Here is a 15,600-nt window from a genome sequence, read left to right as displayed (position 1 = left end):
TTAAAAACCAACCGCAAATGTAGTCAATATATCAGTACGGCAAAATTTAATTTTTGCATGCTTCAGACGTTCGCTTCAGAGCGGATTCCCGCATTTTTCGTAAACGATTCCAAACGGGACGCCAGATCGTCCGTCGCCGTTACAAGCGGTAAACGCACCGTATTTTCAGACAGGCCGAGCGTTTTGAGCACCGCTTTGATCCCTGCGGGATTGCCCTGCTCGAAGATCATGTCGATCGCATCGAGAAGTCCGTAATGGATTTTGTAGGCTTCGTCCGCACGGCGTTCAAGCCCCAATCGCACCATGTCTGAAAATTGCCTTGGAAAACCTTCGGCTATGACCGAAATCACGCCGCTTCCGCCAGCCAAAACCATCGGAAGGGTAATTGCATCGTCGCCTGAAATTACGAGGAAACCCTCGGGTTTGTGCTGGATAAGGCGCATCGCCTGTACGATATCGCCGGCCGCCTCTTTAATGGCCACGACATTGTCGAAATCCTTTGCGAGACGCAGCACCGTCGCGGGCAACATATTGCTCGCCGTCCGCCCCGGAACATTATACAGGATCACAGGAATCGGAGAAGCTTCGGCAACCGTCTTGAAATGCTGGTAAATCCCTTCTTGGGTAGGCTTGTTGTAGAATGGGGAAACAGAAAGCACGGCCTCGAATTTCGACAAGTCTCGCGTTTTGAGTTCTTCGACAACTTCCGCGGTATTGTAGCCGCCAACGCCCAAAACCAACGGCAGTCGCGACGCATTTGCCTCGATCACGGTCGTGATGACGAGTTCCTTTTCCTTCTTGGTGAGCGTGGCACTTTCGCCTGTAGTTCCGAGCACGACGAGGTAGTCGATGCCGTTTTCTATTTGATGCGACACGATGCGCTTGAGAGCCTCGACGTCAACAGAAAAATCCTTCTTGAATGGAGTGACAAGCGCGACGCCTGTACCGATAAGTGATTGCATGGTTACAGCTTGTTAAGTATTTTGAGGTATTTGAATAGTTCAGACAAGAAGACCTCGTGATTTTCGGCCTGGGTGTCTATCATGAAATGGTTGAGTTTTTTGTTGACGGATGCGAACCCGACCTTGAACCTGGCTTTCGACAAATTCGTGACGACCATCAACGCCGATTTCTCGATGTCGTAATAGTTGATCAACAGATCAAACGGCTTTTCTATAAAATCTTTGACGTGAGAACTGCGGAACGTGGCCTGCCAGCTCAGATCCTTGTGGCTGAATACGGGATAATCAAAAACTTCCTGTTTCCGGATGCGGTTCTTGAATACCAGAACGTCGATATTTTGGGTGTCGATACCTTCGGATTCCAAAGCGTTTACTATCGCGTCCTTTTCGTAGAAATAGGTTTCGTCAAATATGATCCCGACTGTTGCGACACGCTGGCCGGCTTCATCCGGCTTAACATTCGACAGGCTATTTTTAACGATTTTTTTCGTGAAAAGGTTCTTCAGCGAGCTCAAAAACATAGTACTTTTACCACGCTTGTAAATTTAGTCAATAATGTTCCAACCGGTGTCGGTAAAACTAAAAAACTATAACGTTGCCCTAAAGGGTTTTGTTTTATTCTTAACATTTGCGGGCGCGGTTAATTGTGCGCCCAAAAAACTGGCGGTGACGCGCATCGAAGGACGTGAGATCGCGGTCGGGGCCGAAAAAGGCGAAGACGCAAAAATCGCTGCCTTCATCAAGCCGTACCACGACCATATTGAAGCAGATATGAGCACTGTCCTGGCCGTGGCGCCGGTTGCCATCGACAAGACCGGACAGTGGCAAACACCTATCGGCAATCTTTTCGCGGATGCCACACTCCAAAAAACCGACTCAATCTTCTTGAAACGCCAAGGCAGGCATCTCGATTTTTGTATGTTGAATTCGGGCGGTGTCCGGTCGATAATTCCCGCGGGAGACGTCACGATGCGCACGGCCTATGAAATCATGCCGTTCGAGAATTCGTGCATCGTCGCCGAAATGAAGCCCGAACAAATCCAGGAGATGGTTACCTACATCATCGGCGAAAAGAAGCCGCATCCGCTTTCGGGAATTTCATTTTCTATAGGAAAGGACGGACGCGCCAGCGACATCGTCATAGCCGGAAAGCCATTGGAAGCGAACCGCACCTATTACTGCGTCACGAACGATTATCTTTATCTCGGAGGCGACAGCATGGTTTTCTTTGCGAAGGGCCCGAAATCGTATCCGCTTGACTATAAATTGCGCAACGTCCTTATCGATTATTTCAAGCAGGTCGATACTGTAGTGGCGCCGACGAATCCACGCATAACGGTCGAATAACATGGAAAGAAGGGATTTTTTACAAAAAGGCGTCGCCGGAACCGCTTTCGCTGCTTTAGGCGGATTGTCACTGCAGAGTTTTGCGTCGGCAAAAAAACACCTGACCGTTTTGCACACCAATGATGTACACAGTTACATCGATCCGTTTTCAGCCACGCATCCCAAGAACCCGAACAAAGGCGGTGTGGCAAGGCGAGCGGCAATCATCGAAAGCATCCGCAGGGAAAATCCGAATGTGTTGCTGCTCGATGCCGGCGACATTTTCCAGGGGACACCTTATTTCAATTATTACGGAGGCGAACTCGAGATCAAACTCATGAGCATGATGGGATACGACCTGGCGACGCTCGGCAACCACGATTTCGACAACGGCATCGACGGTTTTTACAAACAATTACCACACGCCACGTTCGGTTTTGTTTCGGCGAATTACGATTTTTCGAATACGATACTTGACGGATTGGTCAAACCATATAAAATTTTCGTGAAAGATGGGATTAAGATCGGCGTTTTCGGGCTCGGTATCGAACTCTCAGGGCTTGTGGATCCCAGGAACTACAAAGAGACGAAATGGACGCATCCGACGGAAATCACACAGGGTATCGTCGACAGGCTCAAACGGGAAGAAAAATGCGATCTGGTAATTTGCCTTTCGCATATCGGATACGACTACAAGAATGACCCGGGCAAGATTTCCGACCTCAAACTGGCTTCCCAAACCCAAGACATCGACCTGATCATAGGCGGCCACACCCACACTTTCCTGGACAAGCCGACAGTCGTAAAAAATCGGGTCGGTAAAGATGTCCTGGTCAACCAAACGGGTTGTTACGGCATCAATTTGGGGCGCATTGATTTTTACCTCGAAAGTGGTGTCTCAACCCACACTTCCCGCGTCATTTCGGTTTAATTTTTCTGTAGACATCACGAATTCATAAAAGGCGTAGAAGGCAAAGGCGTTCAATCCCATTGCCATCGGACGGAAAATCACAGGTGAGAATCCCGTAAGGTAGAACTTTTCTATGAATACGATAAAGTGAAGCGATCCGAATAATATCCCACATTGCAGCAGCCAGGAATTGCGTTTGCTGTCCTGCATCATATAATGCGAAAAGGAAATCCCGCAAATCACCGAAATCAGGATGTTTTGGATGATCAGCACGAAGAAGCTGTTTTCCGGGATGCCGTTGGTTATCATAAACAAATAAAAAAAGACCAGCAAAAACGGAACTGTGGCGATTACCGCGGGGATAAAATCGGTAATTTTTAGAAGGCGGATGATGAAATATAGCAGCAAAATGCGATGCGCCAGGAAAACGACGAGACCGTAGAACAAATACGATTGGGAGTCCGGGATGAACAGGATGTTGGTAATAAGCGATAGGCTCATGATCACAAAAAACATCGGGCTTCTTACCGAGGACGAGGCGTAATACAGCAGCATCAGCATCAGCGGCATCATCGGCTTGAGAATATAGATCAGTGGTTTATAAGCATACAGCTCGCAGATTACCTCCGCGATCGCAACCGCAAAGTAAACCGTGGCCAGCGCCGTAACCCGAATATTCTCGTGCCTGAAAACCATAGTCGTACGCATTAATCAACAACGATCGAACGGGAATGGCTGTTATCACTTTCCGCCATTACCACAAATTTACAAAGTATGAATTGCCCGAGTGCAAAAAGCGCCATGGCAAGCGACTGGAAGACGCTAAGGTTCAGGTAATACAGCCTGATCACGAAAAGGAATTGCGTGAAGGCGAACATCATGGTGCTTATCAGCAGCAATGTACTGGCGCCGTCCGATCTTAAAATGTAATTCCCTACCGAAAGCCCGCCGAGGAACGAAATGAACAAGCCCTGCATGATGAACATATAAAGGCCGTCCCCGATTTCTTCGTGAGATACGTTGATCACGTACATGTAGATAAACACGAACGGAAGGCTGCCCAACACGACAGGAATCCAGCCCGGGAACGCGATCAGCCGCAATACGACGTATATGATCAAAACGCGATACGCCAGAAATACATAGGCGCCCAAAGCGATGCTGTCGAGCGACCGGCTGATAAAAAACAAGTTGGCGATCCAGCTGAAGGCCAGCGCCAGCAGGAAAACGAAATTCGCCTTTTTAGAAGAAAGCCAATACATGATTGCCAGCAATGGGTTCATAAACGGTTTGCTCGCCCAAATGAGCGGTTGGTCGTAAAAATATTCTCCCGCAATCTCGATTGAGGATACGACCGCATATGCCACGACAAAAAAATTGACCACGGCTGAGCGGGTTATCTTTTCCATATGTCTTTAGTTAAACACAGACATTACAGGATTTCAAACGGTAGCAGGGATTGACTCAAATGTAAATAAAAGATTATGTTAATTTTTACGATAAACAAAATATTTTATGACGAAATAATAGGAGAACAATTGGAGTGCGATGTCCAGCGGAAGAAACTCCGGCGTTGGGACAATGAGCATGAAAATCACATAAAAAATATCGGAGACGCAATTAAACAAAGCCGTCATTGCCATAAAGAACGAAGCATTGGAATTGCTTACGTTGATGTGATAGGCAGAAAGTCCGGCCTGTAGGGCTAGGATCAGTCCGTAGATCAGGATGGGTATTTCGAGCGACTTCTGGCTTTCGTCAAAAAATCCGATAAGCGTAAAAGCGGTTCCCACGATCATCGCGAAGACGAAGATACCCACAGCAAAACCGCTCCTGCTGAATCGCAAGGCAACGGTATCGGCCAAAATAAAACGCAACAAAAGAACGTAGGACAACACATACGGCACCATAATGTACATCGTGCCGTTGCGCAATTCGAGCAGCACGATCGTATCGCCTATAAAGGTCAGGGCCAGGAAAACCGCATACCAGATGTTGAATTTTACGGTTTTTATCGAAAGATAGTAGAAGAAAATCGCCGGAATGACGATCGGCTTCGAAAAAATAAGCAACGTCTCGCTTGAAATGACCGTAGCAAGAACCGCAAGAATGCAGGCGGCAAAGTACAAAAGTATTGCTGGCCGTTCCGTTTTCATTCGAGCATGCTCCTGAATTCCGCTTCCGACAATATCGCAACGCCCAGTTTGTTGGCCTTTTCCAATTTTGCCGGCCCCATGTTGTCGCCCGCCACGACGTAGTGGGTTTTGGCAGATATGGAACTCCCGATCTTACCTCCGTTGTCTTCGATGGCGATCTTGATACCATCACGCGAAAAATGCTCAAAAACGCCGGAAACGACAAAGGTCTTGCCTTCTAGTTTATTGGTGGCGTTCGGATTCACGCGTTCCACGACTTCGAGTTGCACGCCATAATTTTGAAGCCGGTCGACGATGGCCAGGTTATCTTCATTTTCAAAGAACGACACTACGCTTTGGGCAATCCGTTCGCCGATTTCGTCCACAAGCACCAAATCGAGTACGGACGCCTGACGCAACGCGGTGATCGACTTGTAGTGTTTGGCCAGCTTTTTCGCAACGGTTTCCCCTACGTACCGGATTCCCAACGCATACAACACGCGTTCAAATGGGATTTCCTTCGATTTTTCGATACCATTGACGAGGTTTTCCGCCGATTTTTTTGCCATTCGCTCGAGCGGAATGACCTGTTCTACGGTCAAATCATAGAGATCGGCGTAATTCCGGACCAGGCCGTTGTGGAACAAAAGCGCGACGGTCTCCCCTCCGAGGCCTTCGATATCCATCGCTTTGCGCGAAATATAGTGCTGGATGCGTCCGATGATTTGGGGCGGGCATCCGTAAAAGTTCGGGCAATAATGTTGGGCTTCACCAGCCAGGCGCACCAAAGGCGAGTTGCATTCCGGACAATGCGTCAGGTATTCGACTTTTTGTGCATCCAACGGACGCTTGCTTACATCCACGGCAATGATTTTAGGAATGATCTCCCCTCCTTTTTCCACAAATACTTCGTCCCCGATCCGGATATCGAGTTTTTCAATCTGGTCCGCATTGTGCAGCGAGGCGCGCTTTACGACCGTTCCGGCGAGCTGTACGGGCTGAAGGTTCGCGACGGGCGTGATGGCACCCGTTCGCCCGACTTGGTACGATATTGAATTGAGGCGGGTGGAAACCTGTTCCGACTTGAATTTATAAGCGATCGCCCACCGTGGCGCCTTCGCCGTATAACCGAGTTCTTCCTGAAAATGTAAGTCATTGACTTTGATCACGACGCCATCAGTTTCGTACGGAAGGTTGTGGCGGTGCGTATCCCAATAGTCGAGGAATTCAAAGACCTCGTCGACGTTTTTGGCCAGGATCGCTTCTTTGGGAACCTTGAATCCCCATCGACGCGCGGCTTCCAAGCTTTCGAAATGGGTCTTGAACGGCATTCGATCGGCGACTACAAAATACAAAAGACAGTCGAGCGGACGTTTCGCAACCTCGGAACTGTCCTGTAACTTCAGGCTTCCCGAAGCGGTATTTCTCGGATTTGCGTAAGGTGCCATGCCGAGCTCGACGAGCTCGTTGTTCATTTTCTCGAATCCGGCTAACGGAAGTATGATTTCCCCGCGAATTTCGAACTTGTCCGGATAATCGCCTTTGAGCTTCAACGGCACCGACCGTATCGTTTTGATATTGGTCGTGACGTTGTCGCCCTGGAAACCGTCTCCACGCGTAATGGCTTGCTTCAGCTTTCCGTCTTGGTAAGTGATGCTTATCGAGGCGCCGTCAAACTTTAGCTCGCACGTATACTCTACCGGAATATCGCCAAGTGCACGTCGGATTCGTGCCTCCCAATCGAGAACGTCTTCTTTGGAGTAGGAATTGTCGAGGGAATACATGCGCCGTTCGTGCACGACGGTTTCAAAATTTTTCGTCAATCCGCCACCGACGCGATGCGTAGGCGAATTCTCGTCGAAGAATTCCGGGTGTTTTTCCTCGAGTTGCTGCAATTCCTTGAGTTTTTGGTCGAATTCAAAGTCGGAGATCGTAGGATTGTCGAGTACGTAATAGTTATAGTTGTGATGCTCAAGCTCGTCTCTCAACGTCTTGATTTGTTCGGCGACGGTCATAAATGGGATGTTCAATCAAAGGACTAAAGTAATTAATTTAGTCGAAAGTCGAGGGTTGAAAGTCGAACGTCGAAGGCCGAAAGTGGAACGGGTGGTATCGTTTGGATGATTTAGGGTTTTTTACAGGAAAACTGGATTTGGCGGAGATTGGGAAAGCGTAGATTTGCGACGGGAGGGTGCAACAGCACGCGGAAAAAATTTAGTTTTTTATAGTAAATCTGTACCTGACCGAAATTGGAGAATCATAAATTTGCGACGGGAGGGTGCAACAGCACGCGGAAAAATTTAGATTTTTATAGTAAATCTGTACCTGCCCGAAATTGGAGAATCGTAAATTTGCGACGGGAGGGTGCAACAGCACACTAAAAAAATTTAGATTTTCTACAGTAAATCTGTACCTGACGGAAATTGGAGAATCATAAATTTGCGACGGGAGGGTGCAACAGCACACTAAAAAATTAAGATTTTCTACAGTATATCTGTATCAGATCAATTTTTAAAAACAATAATTTCGCAATGGAAAAGTGCGACAGCACGGATCGAAAGTGGAATACGTGTTTGTTTACTAGCTAACTGACGGAAGAATAGCTACGCCTCAACCCACGTTAACGGCGGCGATTAACCACTAATGATACGCTCGAGCTCGTTATAGAATCTGCCGTCGCTCAAAAAAGCGCCTTGTTGTATCAACGCAAAAATGGACGGGTTGCGGTCTTGGGCATATTCCTTTTTTCCGGTTCGAATCTCAATCGCGTCGGTGAACATGTTTTCTGCCAAAAACTTCATCCCTTCATTGGAGAGCAAGTCTACCGATTCGTCTTTGACATGAAGCACAATCGAATGAATATGGGTTTCCCCGCACTGGAACAGGAAGCCATGGGATTTTGAAAAATTCTCGAGATATTCCGCCCGCGTGAGCACGCCTTCCCAGATCAGGTCGGAAAATACGTCGAGCTCCTGTTCGGCTATGTGCGGCTGCTCGATTTTGATCTTGTCCCACTCTTTTTTATCGATAGATTGGGTCGCGAGAAAATTCGCAAATTCCGGATGAAGTTCTTCCAGCTGTTCTTTAGTGAGGCGGGTGTATTTCATTACTGATGTTGATGCATTGATTTGGAGATCGCCCTGGCGAGGGACATTTAATTTTTTGAACTGCTTGGCGACTGGAAAAAAACCTTCTTCTTTAAACGGAATAGCCCGGATTGAAATGAAAAGCCCGCAGCCAAAAAAGTTTCGCTTTTTGTCCTGGGCTCGCGGCGACCAGCGGAAGCCAGCGAGGCCATTACAAAAATAACTTTTTTTGCGAGGACTTGAAATGGAAAGCCGGAAATAGCTACTTACAAAAAATTGCGCAACCGGATACTTTGTTCCAAAAAAAAACCTCCCCGTTTCCGGGAAGGTTCCTATTTCAATCGGATTGCGATCAAGCTTGTGCTTCGGCAACGATCTCGTAAGGAAGATCTACGATCACATCGCGGTGCAAACGGATGCTGGCAGAATATTTACCAGTTCTTTTCACAATACCTGAAGTGATGTATTTGCGGTCGATATGCTGACCTTGCTTCTCAAGCGCCTCGACGATGTCTGAATTCGTAACCGAACCAAACAATTTTTCTCCACCTGCTTTTGCAGTGATCTTGATTTCGAGTGCCTTCAAAGTTTCTGCCAACGATTTTGCATCTGCAACCACTTTAGCTTCTTTGTGCGCTTTTTGTTTCAAGTTCTCAGCCAAAACTTTTTTAGCTGACGGAGTTGCCAATGAAGCGAATCCTTGCGGGATCAAAAAGTTGCGTCCGTAACCGGGTTTAACCGTTACGATATCGTCTTTGAATCCTAGATTTTGAACGTCTTGTTTTAAGATCAATTCCATGTTGATGTCCTTGTTAAAGAAGTTAGGTTCCGATATGGAAAACCAACAACTGATTAATATTATACTTTAGGCTTAAGGCCCGTTGTTTACGACTTTCGCTTACAGCTTATAGCTTAAAGCCATTTTACTTAAGCAAATCCGCCACGTATGGCATCAAAGCAAGGTGACGTGCGCGCTTAACGGCAACCGACACTTTTCTTTGGTATTTCAATGAAGTTCCAGTAAGACGACGCGGAAGGATCTTTCCTTGCTCGTTCACGAATTTCAACAGGAAATCCGGGTCTTTGTAATCCACATATTTAATACCTGATTTTTTGAAACGGCAATATTTCTTTTGCTTGTTCGTTTCGATGTTCAAAGGCGTAAGATATCTGATATCCCCGTCTTTTTTTCCTTTTGCTGATTGCTCTAGATTAGCCATTTAATTAAGCGTTTGTAGTTGCTGAATTTTTTTGTTTTGCTCTTCTTCTTTCTGCCCAAGAAATCGCGTGCTTGTCAAGAGAGACCGTAAGGAAACGCATAACGCGCTCGTCGCGACGGAACTCAGTTTCGAAAGCCAAAAGGACTTCTCCCGGAGCTTTGAATTCGAACAAGTGGTAAAAGCCACTTTTCTTGTGTTGGATTTCATAAGCCAATTTCTTAAGGCCCCAATCCTCTTCAGCAACAAATTCAGCTCCTCTGGTAGTAAGGAAATCTTTGAACTTGCTCACTGTTTCCTTTACCTGTACATCAGATAAAACGGGATTCAAAATGAAAACAGTTTCGTAATGATTCATAAATAAAAAGTTTGATTTATTAAAAATGAGTGCAAAAGTAAGGATTAGATTTTAATATGCAAGCGAAATTTGACTTTATTCGGTAAAATGCAAAAAAATCCGATAAGTGTTAGGTTGATACGAAAAAACTATATATTTTCGCCTTACCAAATCTATAATAAATAAAGTTATGAAACTAAATTGTGTCGTTGTAGATGACAGTTCGATCCAAAGAATGATCATCGCAAAGTTAGTGAATAATCACCCGAATTTACATTTGGTAGGTGATTTTTCCAATGCAATTGAGGCGAAAAACTGCATGTCGGTACACACGGTCGACCTGATCTTCCTTGATATCGAAATGCCGGTTATTTCGGGCTTCGACTTTTTGGACGGATTGAAAGTGAAACCTCAAATCATTTTCATCACGTCAAAGGCCGAGTATGCCATGAAAGCGTTCGATTACGATGCTACGGACTACCTACAGAAACCGATAGCCGTCGACCGTTTCAATGCCTCTGTGAAGCGCGCCATGGATTTCCATATGCTCAAGCGCGAAAACCAGGAAGAAGAAGGAGAACACATTTTTATTAAGAGTAATCTTAAGAAACTAAAAGTGTACACCAACAAAATCAAGTGGATCGAGGCTTTTGGCGACTACGTAAAGGTGGTTACCGAAGAAGACAGCAACCTCGTTTTGTCTACGATGAAGTCATTTGAGAAAGATTTGTCGAAAGATAAGTTCATCCGCGTACACAAATCGTATATCATCAACATTGATAAAGTAGAGCGCTTCAACAGCAAGTTCGCTGAAATCGGCGTAACAAAAATCCCGTTGAGCCGAAATAAGAAAGATGATTTGATCCGGGCGCTGGCGATCGCGTAAGCATCGGATGACAATTTCAAAGCCACGGATTTCGATTTGTGGCTTTTTTTTGTGCGTGGATGATTGTAAGCCTTGCTGGAGTTGGCGGTTAAGTTGTGGCGCAAGAATGAGACGTGGAAAACGGTGGGCCGGTCTTGGAGAACCCGCGGTTTTCCCAGACCTAACAAATCTCCAAGATTTGTTAGGTCTATCAAAAATACGCTGAAACTCCGCAACCCTGGATACAGAAAAAATATAAAAAAGCTGAAAATTTAGATCGAGGCTACATTTGCAAACAGAAGAATCGTCCGGGCGTCTCTAGTAAATCAGCGTATAGACAGCCTAAAAAATCCCGTTGAGCCGAAACAAGAAAGATGATTTGATCCGGGCGCTGGCGATCGCGTAAGCGTCGGATGACAATTTCAAAGCCACGGATTTCGATTTGTGGCTTTTTTTTGTGCGTGGATGATTGTAAGCCTTGCTGGAGTTGGCGGTTAAGTTGTGGCGCAAGAATGAGACGTGGAAAACGGTGGGCCGGTCTTGGAGAACCCGCGTCTTCCCAGACCTAACAAATCTCCAAGATTTGTTAGGTCTATCAAAAATACGCTGAAACTCCGCAACCCTGGATACAGAAAAAATGTAAAAAAGCTGAAAATTAAGATCGAGGCTACATTTGCAAACAGAAGCATCGTCCCGGCGTCTCTAGTAAATCAGCGTATAGACAGCCTAAAAAAGGCCGTTGTGCCGAATTCCAAAACCACAAATTGTAGTTCATGGATGTTTGTGTTAACTTCCAATCTTTAGCCGCGAATTCACGATTCCACCTCCTATCGTTAATTGCCCTCAGCCAGTTCGGTCGAGCCCGGGTCACAACTTATCCAATTGCCTAATTATCTAATTGCCTAATTATCTAATTAACAAAGTCCACATTCACCACAACCTTGATCGGCCGAAACTGAGACACGGACTCAAAGCTGTCCAGAATTTTTCGGATTGTCTTTTTCGTGCGCGAAAGCGGCCTGCCCTGCGGGATTTTGACCATTATCGTTCGGATGTATTCATTTCGGATACGGGAAACCGGAGGTTCTTCAGGACCTAAAACCGGCATGTCGAGGTGCTGCTGCAAAACAGACGCGAGCCATTGGGAACCTTGCTTTAGTTTTTCGAAATCGCGGTGTTTCAGCGTAAGGCGTATCAGTTTAAAGTAAGGCGGATATTTGTAGATTTTGCGTTCGTACAATTGTTCAGAAAACATTCCCAAATAGTCGCCATCGGTTACCTGTCGTATGATATTATGATACGGATTGTACGTCTGGATGATCACCTTTCCTCTTTTCTGCGAGCGACCTGCCCTACCGGCGACCTGCGTCATCATTTGGTAGCTGCGTTCGAACGCGCGAAAGTCAGGATGATACAACATATTGTCGGCGTTCATGATACCGACGAGACTGACGTTGTTAAAATCCAACCCTTTTGCAAGCATTTGCGTCCCGACGAGAATGTCGATCTCGCCTTCCCTGAAACTGTCGATGATTTTCTCGAACCCGAATTTGCCGCGCGTAGTGTCCTGATCCATGCGTCCGACCTTGGCATTGGGAAAAATGTCGAGGAGTTCATGCTGGATCTGTTCCGTACCGAAGCCTTTCGTAGTCAGATCGGTAGACTGGCAGGCGTGGCAATTGCGCGGAAACGCCATCGAAGAGCCGCAATAATGGCAGCGCAACTGTTCCTTCCCTTTGTGATAGGTCATGCTCACGTCGCATTGGGAACATTGGGGAACGTGGCCGCACGTCAGGCATTCCACTACGGGCGAGAATCCGCGTCGGTTCTGGAACAGGATGACTTGTTCGCTAAGTGAAAGCGCTTCGGCAATATAGTCGCATAACGTATCGCTGAAATGGCCGGACATTTTCTTTCGGAAATACTTGTCTTTCAAATCGACGATCTCGATGTCCGGAAGCATCACGTTGCCGTAGCGCTCGCTGAGTTCGACGTGGCCGTACTTCTGGCTTTGGGCGTTGAAAAACGTCTCTATCGAAGGCGTGGCCGAACCCAACAGCGCCTTCGCCCCGAACTGGTGTGCCAGTACGATGGCCGCGTCCCGGGCGTGATAACGTGGCGCCGGATCGGCCTGCTTGAACGTTTGTTCGTGCTCTTCATCCACGATGATCAACCCGAGTTCGAAAAAAGGCAAAAACATAGCGGAACGCGCCCCGATAATGACCTGGGCCTTATCTGAATTGTCGAGAACCTGGTTCCAGGTTTCAACGCGTTCGTTATTGGAATATTTGGAATGGTAAACTGCCACTGTATTCCCGAAATGAGCCGTCAGACGCGAGACAAGCTGGGTAGTCAACGCAATTTCGGGCAACAAGTACAACACTTGTTTTCCCATTGCGAGAAAATCTTCGATCAATTTGATGTAAATCTCGGTTTTACCACTTGAGGTGACGCCATGAAGCAAGGTAACATCCTTGTCCTTGAACGAATTACGAATTTCGTCGAATGCCTTTTGTTGAGCCGAGCTCAAAGTCAATTCCCTTTCCTCGAGCCGATCTTCAAAATCAATGCGATCGTGTTGCAGCTGGTATTCCTCGAAAATGCCCTTATCGACGAGCGCCTTGACCGCGGCAGCCGACACATCGGCCGTTTCAACGAGTTTTTTCAAGGTAACTGGCTTTTTGTCGATCGCTTTCAGTTGAAAATACTGTAACACCAATTCTTTCTGTTTTCGCGCATTCCGAAGCAATTCCAGCAAATCCTGAAGTTTTGCATCCCGCTCAAACTCTTCGTGAAGCCGGATATAACGCACCAACTTAGGCTTGTAACTTTCTGAGATTTCCTCCTGTAGCGAAATAACGTTGCGAACCATCATTTTGCGCAGCACCGGAAAGATATTTTTCTTGCCGAGGATCGCGATGATATCCTGGACCGTTAAAGACGATTGCTGCTGAAGCGCCTGATAGACAAGAAATTCTTCGTCTGACAATTCACTGGCATCTACTGAAAACGAGGTGTTTTGCTGTATGACCGTCTCGCTTTCAAGAAGTAACGCCGACGGCATGGCGCTCCGGTAAACATCGCCGATCGCGCACATATAATACGATGCGATCCAGTTCCAGTGCGCCAGTTGTTGTGGAGTGACAATCGGTTGGTCGTCGAGTATTTGCTGGATCGGGCGCGCTTCGTAAAGCTGCGGCGGATTCTCGTGCAGCTCTACCGACAAACCCGTGTAGATCCTGTTCTTGCCAAACGGGACAGCGATGCGCATTCCCGGACGAATCGCATGGAATTCCATTTCGGAAACGCTATACGTAAAGGTCTTGACAAGAGGTAACGGCAGAATGACTTCGACGAAAAATGGCATTTACGGCTTGGAGATTTGAAGCGTAAAGATAGTTAATTAGCGAATTTGGAAATTAGCGAATTAGCGAATTTGGAAATTTGGAAATTTGGAAATTAGCGAATGTGGAAATTAGCGAATGTGGAAATTAGCGACCCGGGGCGCAGCCGAACCAGCCGAAGGAAATTTGGAAATTTGAAGATTTGGAGATTTGGAGATTTGGAAATTTGGCAATTTGGAAATTTGGAGATTTGGAAATTTGGAAATTTGGAAATTTGGAAATCGGAAGTCGCATAAGTGCGAAATTCGCTAATTCGCTAATTAATTCCAATTGTCGATTTTGAAATCGTCGGGAGAAGGATTTCCGCGGCCGGTTTCGACGAAAAGCCTTAAGCTCAGTAAAAACGTTGCCCATTTCATGCTGCAATGTGATTTGAATTCAACTTCCTCAGCCCAGTTGAGATGACTGAACAATACAATCGCAAAATCGCCCTCTTGCTTTAAATCGAACGTCACTTCGGTGCCTATCCATTCAGGCGGGCCTTCACGGAATTTCCATTGCACGAGTTTATTTGGCGTAAGCGCTGCGATTTCAAACTGCATGCTTCCGACTTCTTTTCCATCGGAAGTGTCGAATCGTGTGATGATCGTCCCGCCAACTTCAGAAGTTCCGTCCGTGTCTTTTGTCCACCAACCGGAAATCCCGTTTGTTGTCGCAATCGCCTCGTACACCTTTTCGATTGGCGCCTGAATCCCGATCCTGTGATGTATGTTGACCATTTTATTTCATCATTATGGAAATCCCTTACTTGACAAAACTAAAAATTATCTAATTATCCCAATTATCTAATTATCTAATTATCTAATTATCTAATCATCTAATTACTTAACCCGATACCAATACTGCGTCCGCCCGATCATCGATACGCCAATATAACCTCTCACTTTGAGTTTATCGGCAGATTCGCAGGTAATGTAGCATTTGTACAATTTGCCGCTTTTCGGGTCGAGGATTTTTCCGTTGGTATATTCGTTCCCTTCTTTTGTGAGGCCTTTAATTACCGTAAGACCGAGAATGGGCTTGTTCTTGTCCGGGCCCGAGCAGTTTACGCAGGCGCGCCCCTTGCCTTTTGGGTCGAGGATTTCGACTACTTTGCCGTACACCTTTCCGGAGTGTTCGTAGATCTCGACGATGGAGATCGGTTTCCCGGATTCGTCGTCTATGGTTTTCCATTTACCTATGACGGAGTGGTTCGGGACGTTGACGAACGACATCAGCAACAGGGTAGCTGCAAAAGAGAAAAATTTTTTCATGGCACTGTTTTTAGCCCGGATGGAAGCGGCTAGCTTTTGTGGGGCCGCGTGCATTTTTTGCCGAAGTTTGAGGGCGACCGAAGGGAGCCCGAAAAACGAGTTGCA

Annotated in this window: 16 protein-coding genes; 3 read left to right on the top strand and 13 right to left on the bottom strand. The window is 46.6% G+C overall.

The genetic code is table 11. From position 1 onward, the window contains the following. Positions 1 to 62: 62 nt before the first annotated feature. Both dapA and HC229_RS10555 read right to left on the bottom strand, forming a co-directional pair. Complete coding sequence (gene dapA / locus HC229_RS10560) at positions 63 to 962, bottom strand: 4-hydroxy-tetrahydrodipicolinate synthase (protein WP_191020454.1); 900 nt, start codon at positions 960 to 962, stop codon at positions 63 to 65. Between the two features lie 2 nt (positions 963 to 964). After that, positions 965 to 1,483, bottom strand: a complete 519-nt coding sequence (locus HC229_RS10555) for a DUF6913 domain-containing protein (RefSeq protein ID WP_191020453.1) — start codon at positions 1,481 to 1,483, stop codon at positions 965 to 967. A gap of 145 nt (positions 1,484 to 1,628) precedes the next feature. Here HC229_RS10555 and HC229_RS10550 point away from each other — a divergent pair, with 145 nt between their 5' ends. Next, complete coding sequence (locus HC229_RS10550; RefSeq protein WP_332871643.1) at positions 1,629 to 2,309, top strand: 5'-nucleotidase; 681 nt, start codon at positions 1,629 to 1,631, stop codon at positions 2,307 to 2,309. A 1-nt stretch (position 2,310) separates the two neighbouring features. Continuing rightward, positions 2,311 to 3,219, top strand: a complete 909-nt coding sequence (locus HC229_RS10545) for a bifunctional metallophosphatase/5'-nucleotidase (RefSeq protein WP_191020451.1) — start codon at positions 2,311 to 2,313, stop codon at positions 3,217 to 3,219. On the opposite strand, the gene HC229_RS10540 is transcribed toward HC229_RS10545, so the two are convergent. The 8 genes from HC229_RS10540 to rpsF all read right to left on the bottom strand — a co-directional run bounded on the left by HC229_RS10540 (position 3,187) and on the right by rpsF (position 9,994). After that, the gene (locus HC229_RS10540; protein ID WP_191020450.1) at positions 3,187 to 3,906 is read right to left on the bottom strand and encodes a hypothetical protein; all 720 of its coding nucleotides are present in this window, start codon (positions 3,904 to 3,906) and stop codon (positions 3,187 to 3,189) included. The genes HC229_RS10545 and HC229_RS10540 overlap by 33 nt on opposite strands. Then, the gene (locus HC229_RS10535; RefSeq protein ID WP_191020449.1) at positions 3,906 to 4,607 is read right to left on the bottom strand and encodes a lysoplasmalogenase family protein; all 702 of its coding nucleotides are present in this window, start codon (positions 4,605 to 4,607) and stop codon (positions 3,906 to 3,908) included. Before HC229_RS10535 ends, HC229_RS10540 begins: the two co-directional genes overlap by 1 nt. Before the next feature lie 78 nt (positions 4,608 to 4,685). Continuing rightward, positions 4,686 to 5,354 carry a lysoplasmalogenase family protein gene (locus HC229_RS10530; protein ID WP_191020448.1) on the bottom strand — a complete coding sequence of 223 codons (669 nt, stop codon included), beginning with the start codon at positions 5,352 to 5,354 and terminating at the stop codon, positions 4,686 to 4,688. Next, positions 5,351 to 7,348, bottom strand: a complete 1,998-nt coding sequence (gene ligA, locus HC229_RS10525) for an NAD-dependent DNA ligase LigA (protein ID WP_191020447.1) — start codon at positions 7,346 to 7,348, stop codon at positions 5,351 to 5,353. The genes HC229_RS10530 and ligA overlap by 4 nt, the downstream gene beginning before the upstream one ends. A 618-nt stretch (positions 7,349 to 7,966) precedes the next feature. Then, entirely contained in the window at positions 7,967 to 8,440 is a 474-nt protein-coding gene (locus HC229_RS10520; protein ID WP_191020446.1) for a DUF6495 family protein, read from the bottom strand. Positions 8,441 to 8,771: 331 nt separating this feature from the next. Continuing rightward, on the bottom strand, positions 8,772 to 9,218 hold the full coding sequence (gene rplI / locus HC229_RS10515) for a 50S ribosomal protein L9 (protein ID WP_191020445.1): 447 nt from the start codon (positions 9,216 to 9,218) through the stop codon (positions 8,772 to 8,774). A 124-nt stretch (positions 9,219 to 9,342) separates the two neighbouring features. Further along, positions 9,343 to 9,639 (bottom strand): 30S ribosomal protein S18, encoded by a 297-nt coding sequence (gene rpsR / locus HC229_RS10510; protein WP_191020444.1) that lies wholly within the window; start codon positions 9,637 to 9,639, stop codon positions 9,343 to 9,345. Positions 9,640 to 9,643: 4 nt separating this feature from the next. Further along, complete coding sequence (gene rpsF / locus HC229_RS10505; RefSeq protein ID WP_191020443.1) at positions 9,644 to 9,994, bottom strand: 30S ribosomal protein S6; 351 nt, start codon at positions 9,992 to 9,994, stop codon at positions 9,644 to 9,646. 169 nt (positions 9,995 to 10,163) lie between these two features. Here rpsF and HC229_RS10500 point away from each other — a divergent pair, with 169 nt between their 5' ends. Beyond that, entirely contained in the window at positions 10,164 to 10,859 is a 696-nt protein-coding gene (locus HC229_RS10500; RefSeq protein WP_191020442.1) for a LytR/AlgR family response regulator transcription factor, read from the top strand. A gap of 889 nt (positions 10,860 to 11,748) precedes the next feature. Here the strand turns inward: HC229_RS10500 and priA are convergent. The 3 genes from priA to HC229_RS10485 all read right to left on the bottom strand — a co-directional run bounded on the left by priA (position 11,749) and on the right by HC229_RS10485 (position 15,495). Next, the gene (priA, locus tag HC229_RS10495) at positions 11,749 to 14,205 is read right to left on the bottom strand and encodes a replication restart helicase PriA (RefSeq protein WP_191020441.1); all 2,457 of its coding nucleotides are present in this window, start codon (positions 14,203 to 14,205) and stop codon (positions 11,749 to 11,751) included. A gap of 297 nt (positions 14,206 to 14,502) precedes the next feature. After that, the gene (locus tag HC229_RS10490) at positions 14,503 to 14,961 is read right to left on the bottom strand and encodes an SRPBCC family protein (protein WP_191020440.1); all 459 of its coding nucleotides are present in this window, start codon (positions 14,959 to 14,961) and stop codon (positions 14,503 to 14,505) included. A gap of 102 nt (positions 14,962 to 15,063) precedes the next feature. Continuing rightward, positions 15,064 to 15,495, bottom strand: coding sequence for a DUF2147 domain-containing protein (locus HC229_RS10485; protein WP_191020439.1), 432 nt, complete (start codon positions 15,493 to 15,495; stop codon positions 15,064 to 15,066). Positions 15,496 to 15,600: the final 105 nt, after the last annotated feature.

This window comes from Flavobacterium selenitireducens (assembly GCF_014748335.1).
GTDB lineage: Bacteria > Bacteroidota > Bacteroidia > Flavobacteriales > Flavobacteriaceae > Flavobacterium > Flavobacterium selenitireducens.
Note: the sequence above shows the minus strand (reverse complement) of the source record. Positions and strands in the feature narration are given on the sequence as shown.

Coding starts and splice junctions, on each gene's coding strand:
- HC229_RS10485 (WP_191020439.1), bottom strand. CDS start 15,495: ATGAAAAAATTTTTCTCTTTTGCAGCTACCCTGTTGCTGATGTCGTTC.
- ligA (WP_191020447.1), bottom strand. CDS start 7,348: ATGACCGTCGCCGAACAAATCAAGACGTTGAGAGACGAGCTTGAGCAT.
- HC229_RS10555 (WP_191020453.1), bottom strand. CDS start 1,483: ATGTTTTTGAGCTCGCTGAAGAACCTTTTCACGAAAAAAATCGTTAAA.
- rplI (WP_191020445.1), bottom strand. CDS start 9,218: ATGGAATTGATCTTAAAACAAGACGTTCAAAATCTAGGATTCAAAGAC.
- HC229_RS10530 (WP_191020448.1), bottom strand. CDS start 5,354: ATGAAAACGGAACGGCCAGCAATACTTTTGTACTTTGCCGCCTGCATT.
- rpsR (WP_191020444.1), bottom strand. CDS start 9,639: ATGGCTAATCTAGAGCAATCAGCAAAAGGAAAAAAAGACGGGGATATC.
- HC229_RS10520 (WP_191020446.1), bottom strand. CDS start 8,440: ATGAAATACACCCGCCTCACTAAAGAACAGCTGGAAGAACTTCATCCG.
- dapA (WP_191020454.1), bottom strand. CDS start 962: ATGCAATCACTTATCGGTACAGGCGTCGCGCTTGTCACTCCATTCAAG.
- rpsF (WP_191020443.1), bottom strand. CDS start 9,994: ATGAATCATTACGAAACTGTTTTCATTTTGAATCCCGTTTTATCTGAT.
- HC229_RS10500 (WP_191020442.1), top strand. CDS start 10,164: ATGAAACTAAATTGTGTCGTTGTAGATGACAGTTCGATCCAAAGAATG.
- HC229_RS10545 (WP_191020451.1), top strand. CDS start 2,311: ATGGAAAGAAGGGATTTTTTACAAAAAGGCGTCGCCGGAACCGCTTTC.
- HC229_RS10540 (WP_191020450.1), bottom strand. CDS start 3,906: ATGCGTACGACTATGGTTTTCAGGCACGAGAATATTCGGGTTACGGCG.
- priA (WP_191020441.1), bottom strand. CDS start 14,205: ATGCCATTTTTCGTCGAAGTCATTCTGCCGTTACCTCTTGTCAAGACC.
- HC229_RS10535 (WP_191020449.1), bottom strand. CDS start 4,607: ATGGAAAAGATAACCCGCTCAGCCGTGGTCAATTTTTTTGTCGTGGCA.
- HC229_RS10490 (WP_191020440.1), bottom strand. CDS start 14,961: ATGGTCAACATACATCACAGGATCGGGATTCAGGCGCCAATCGAAAAG.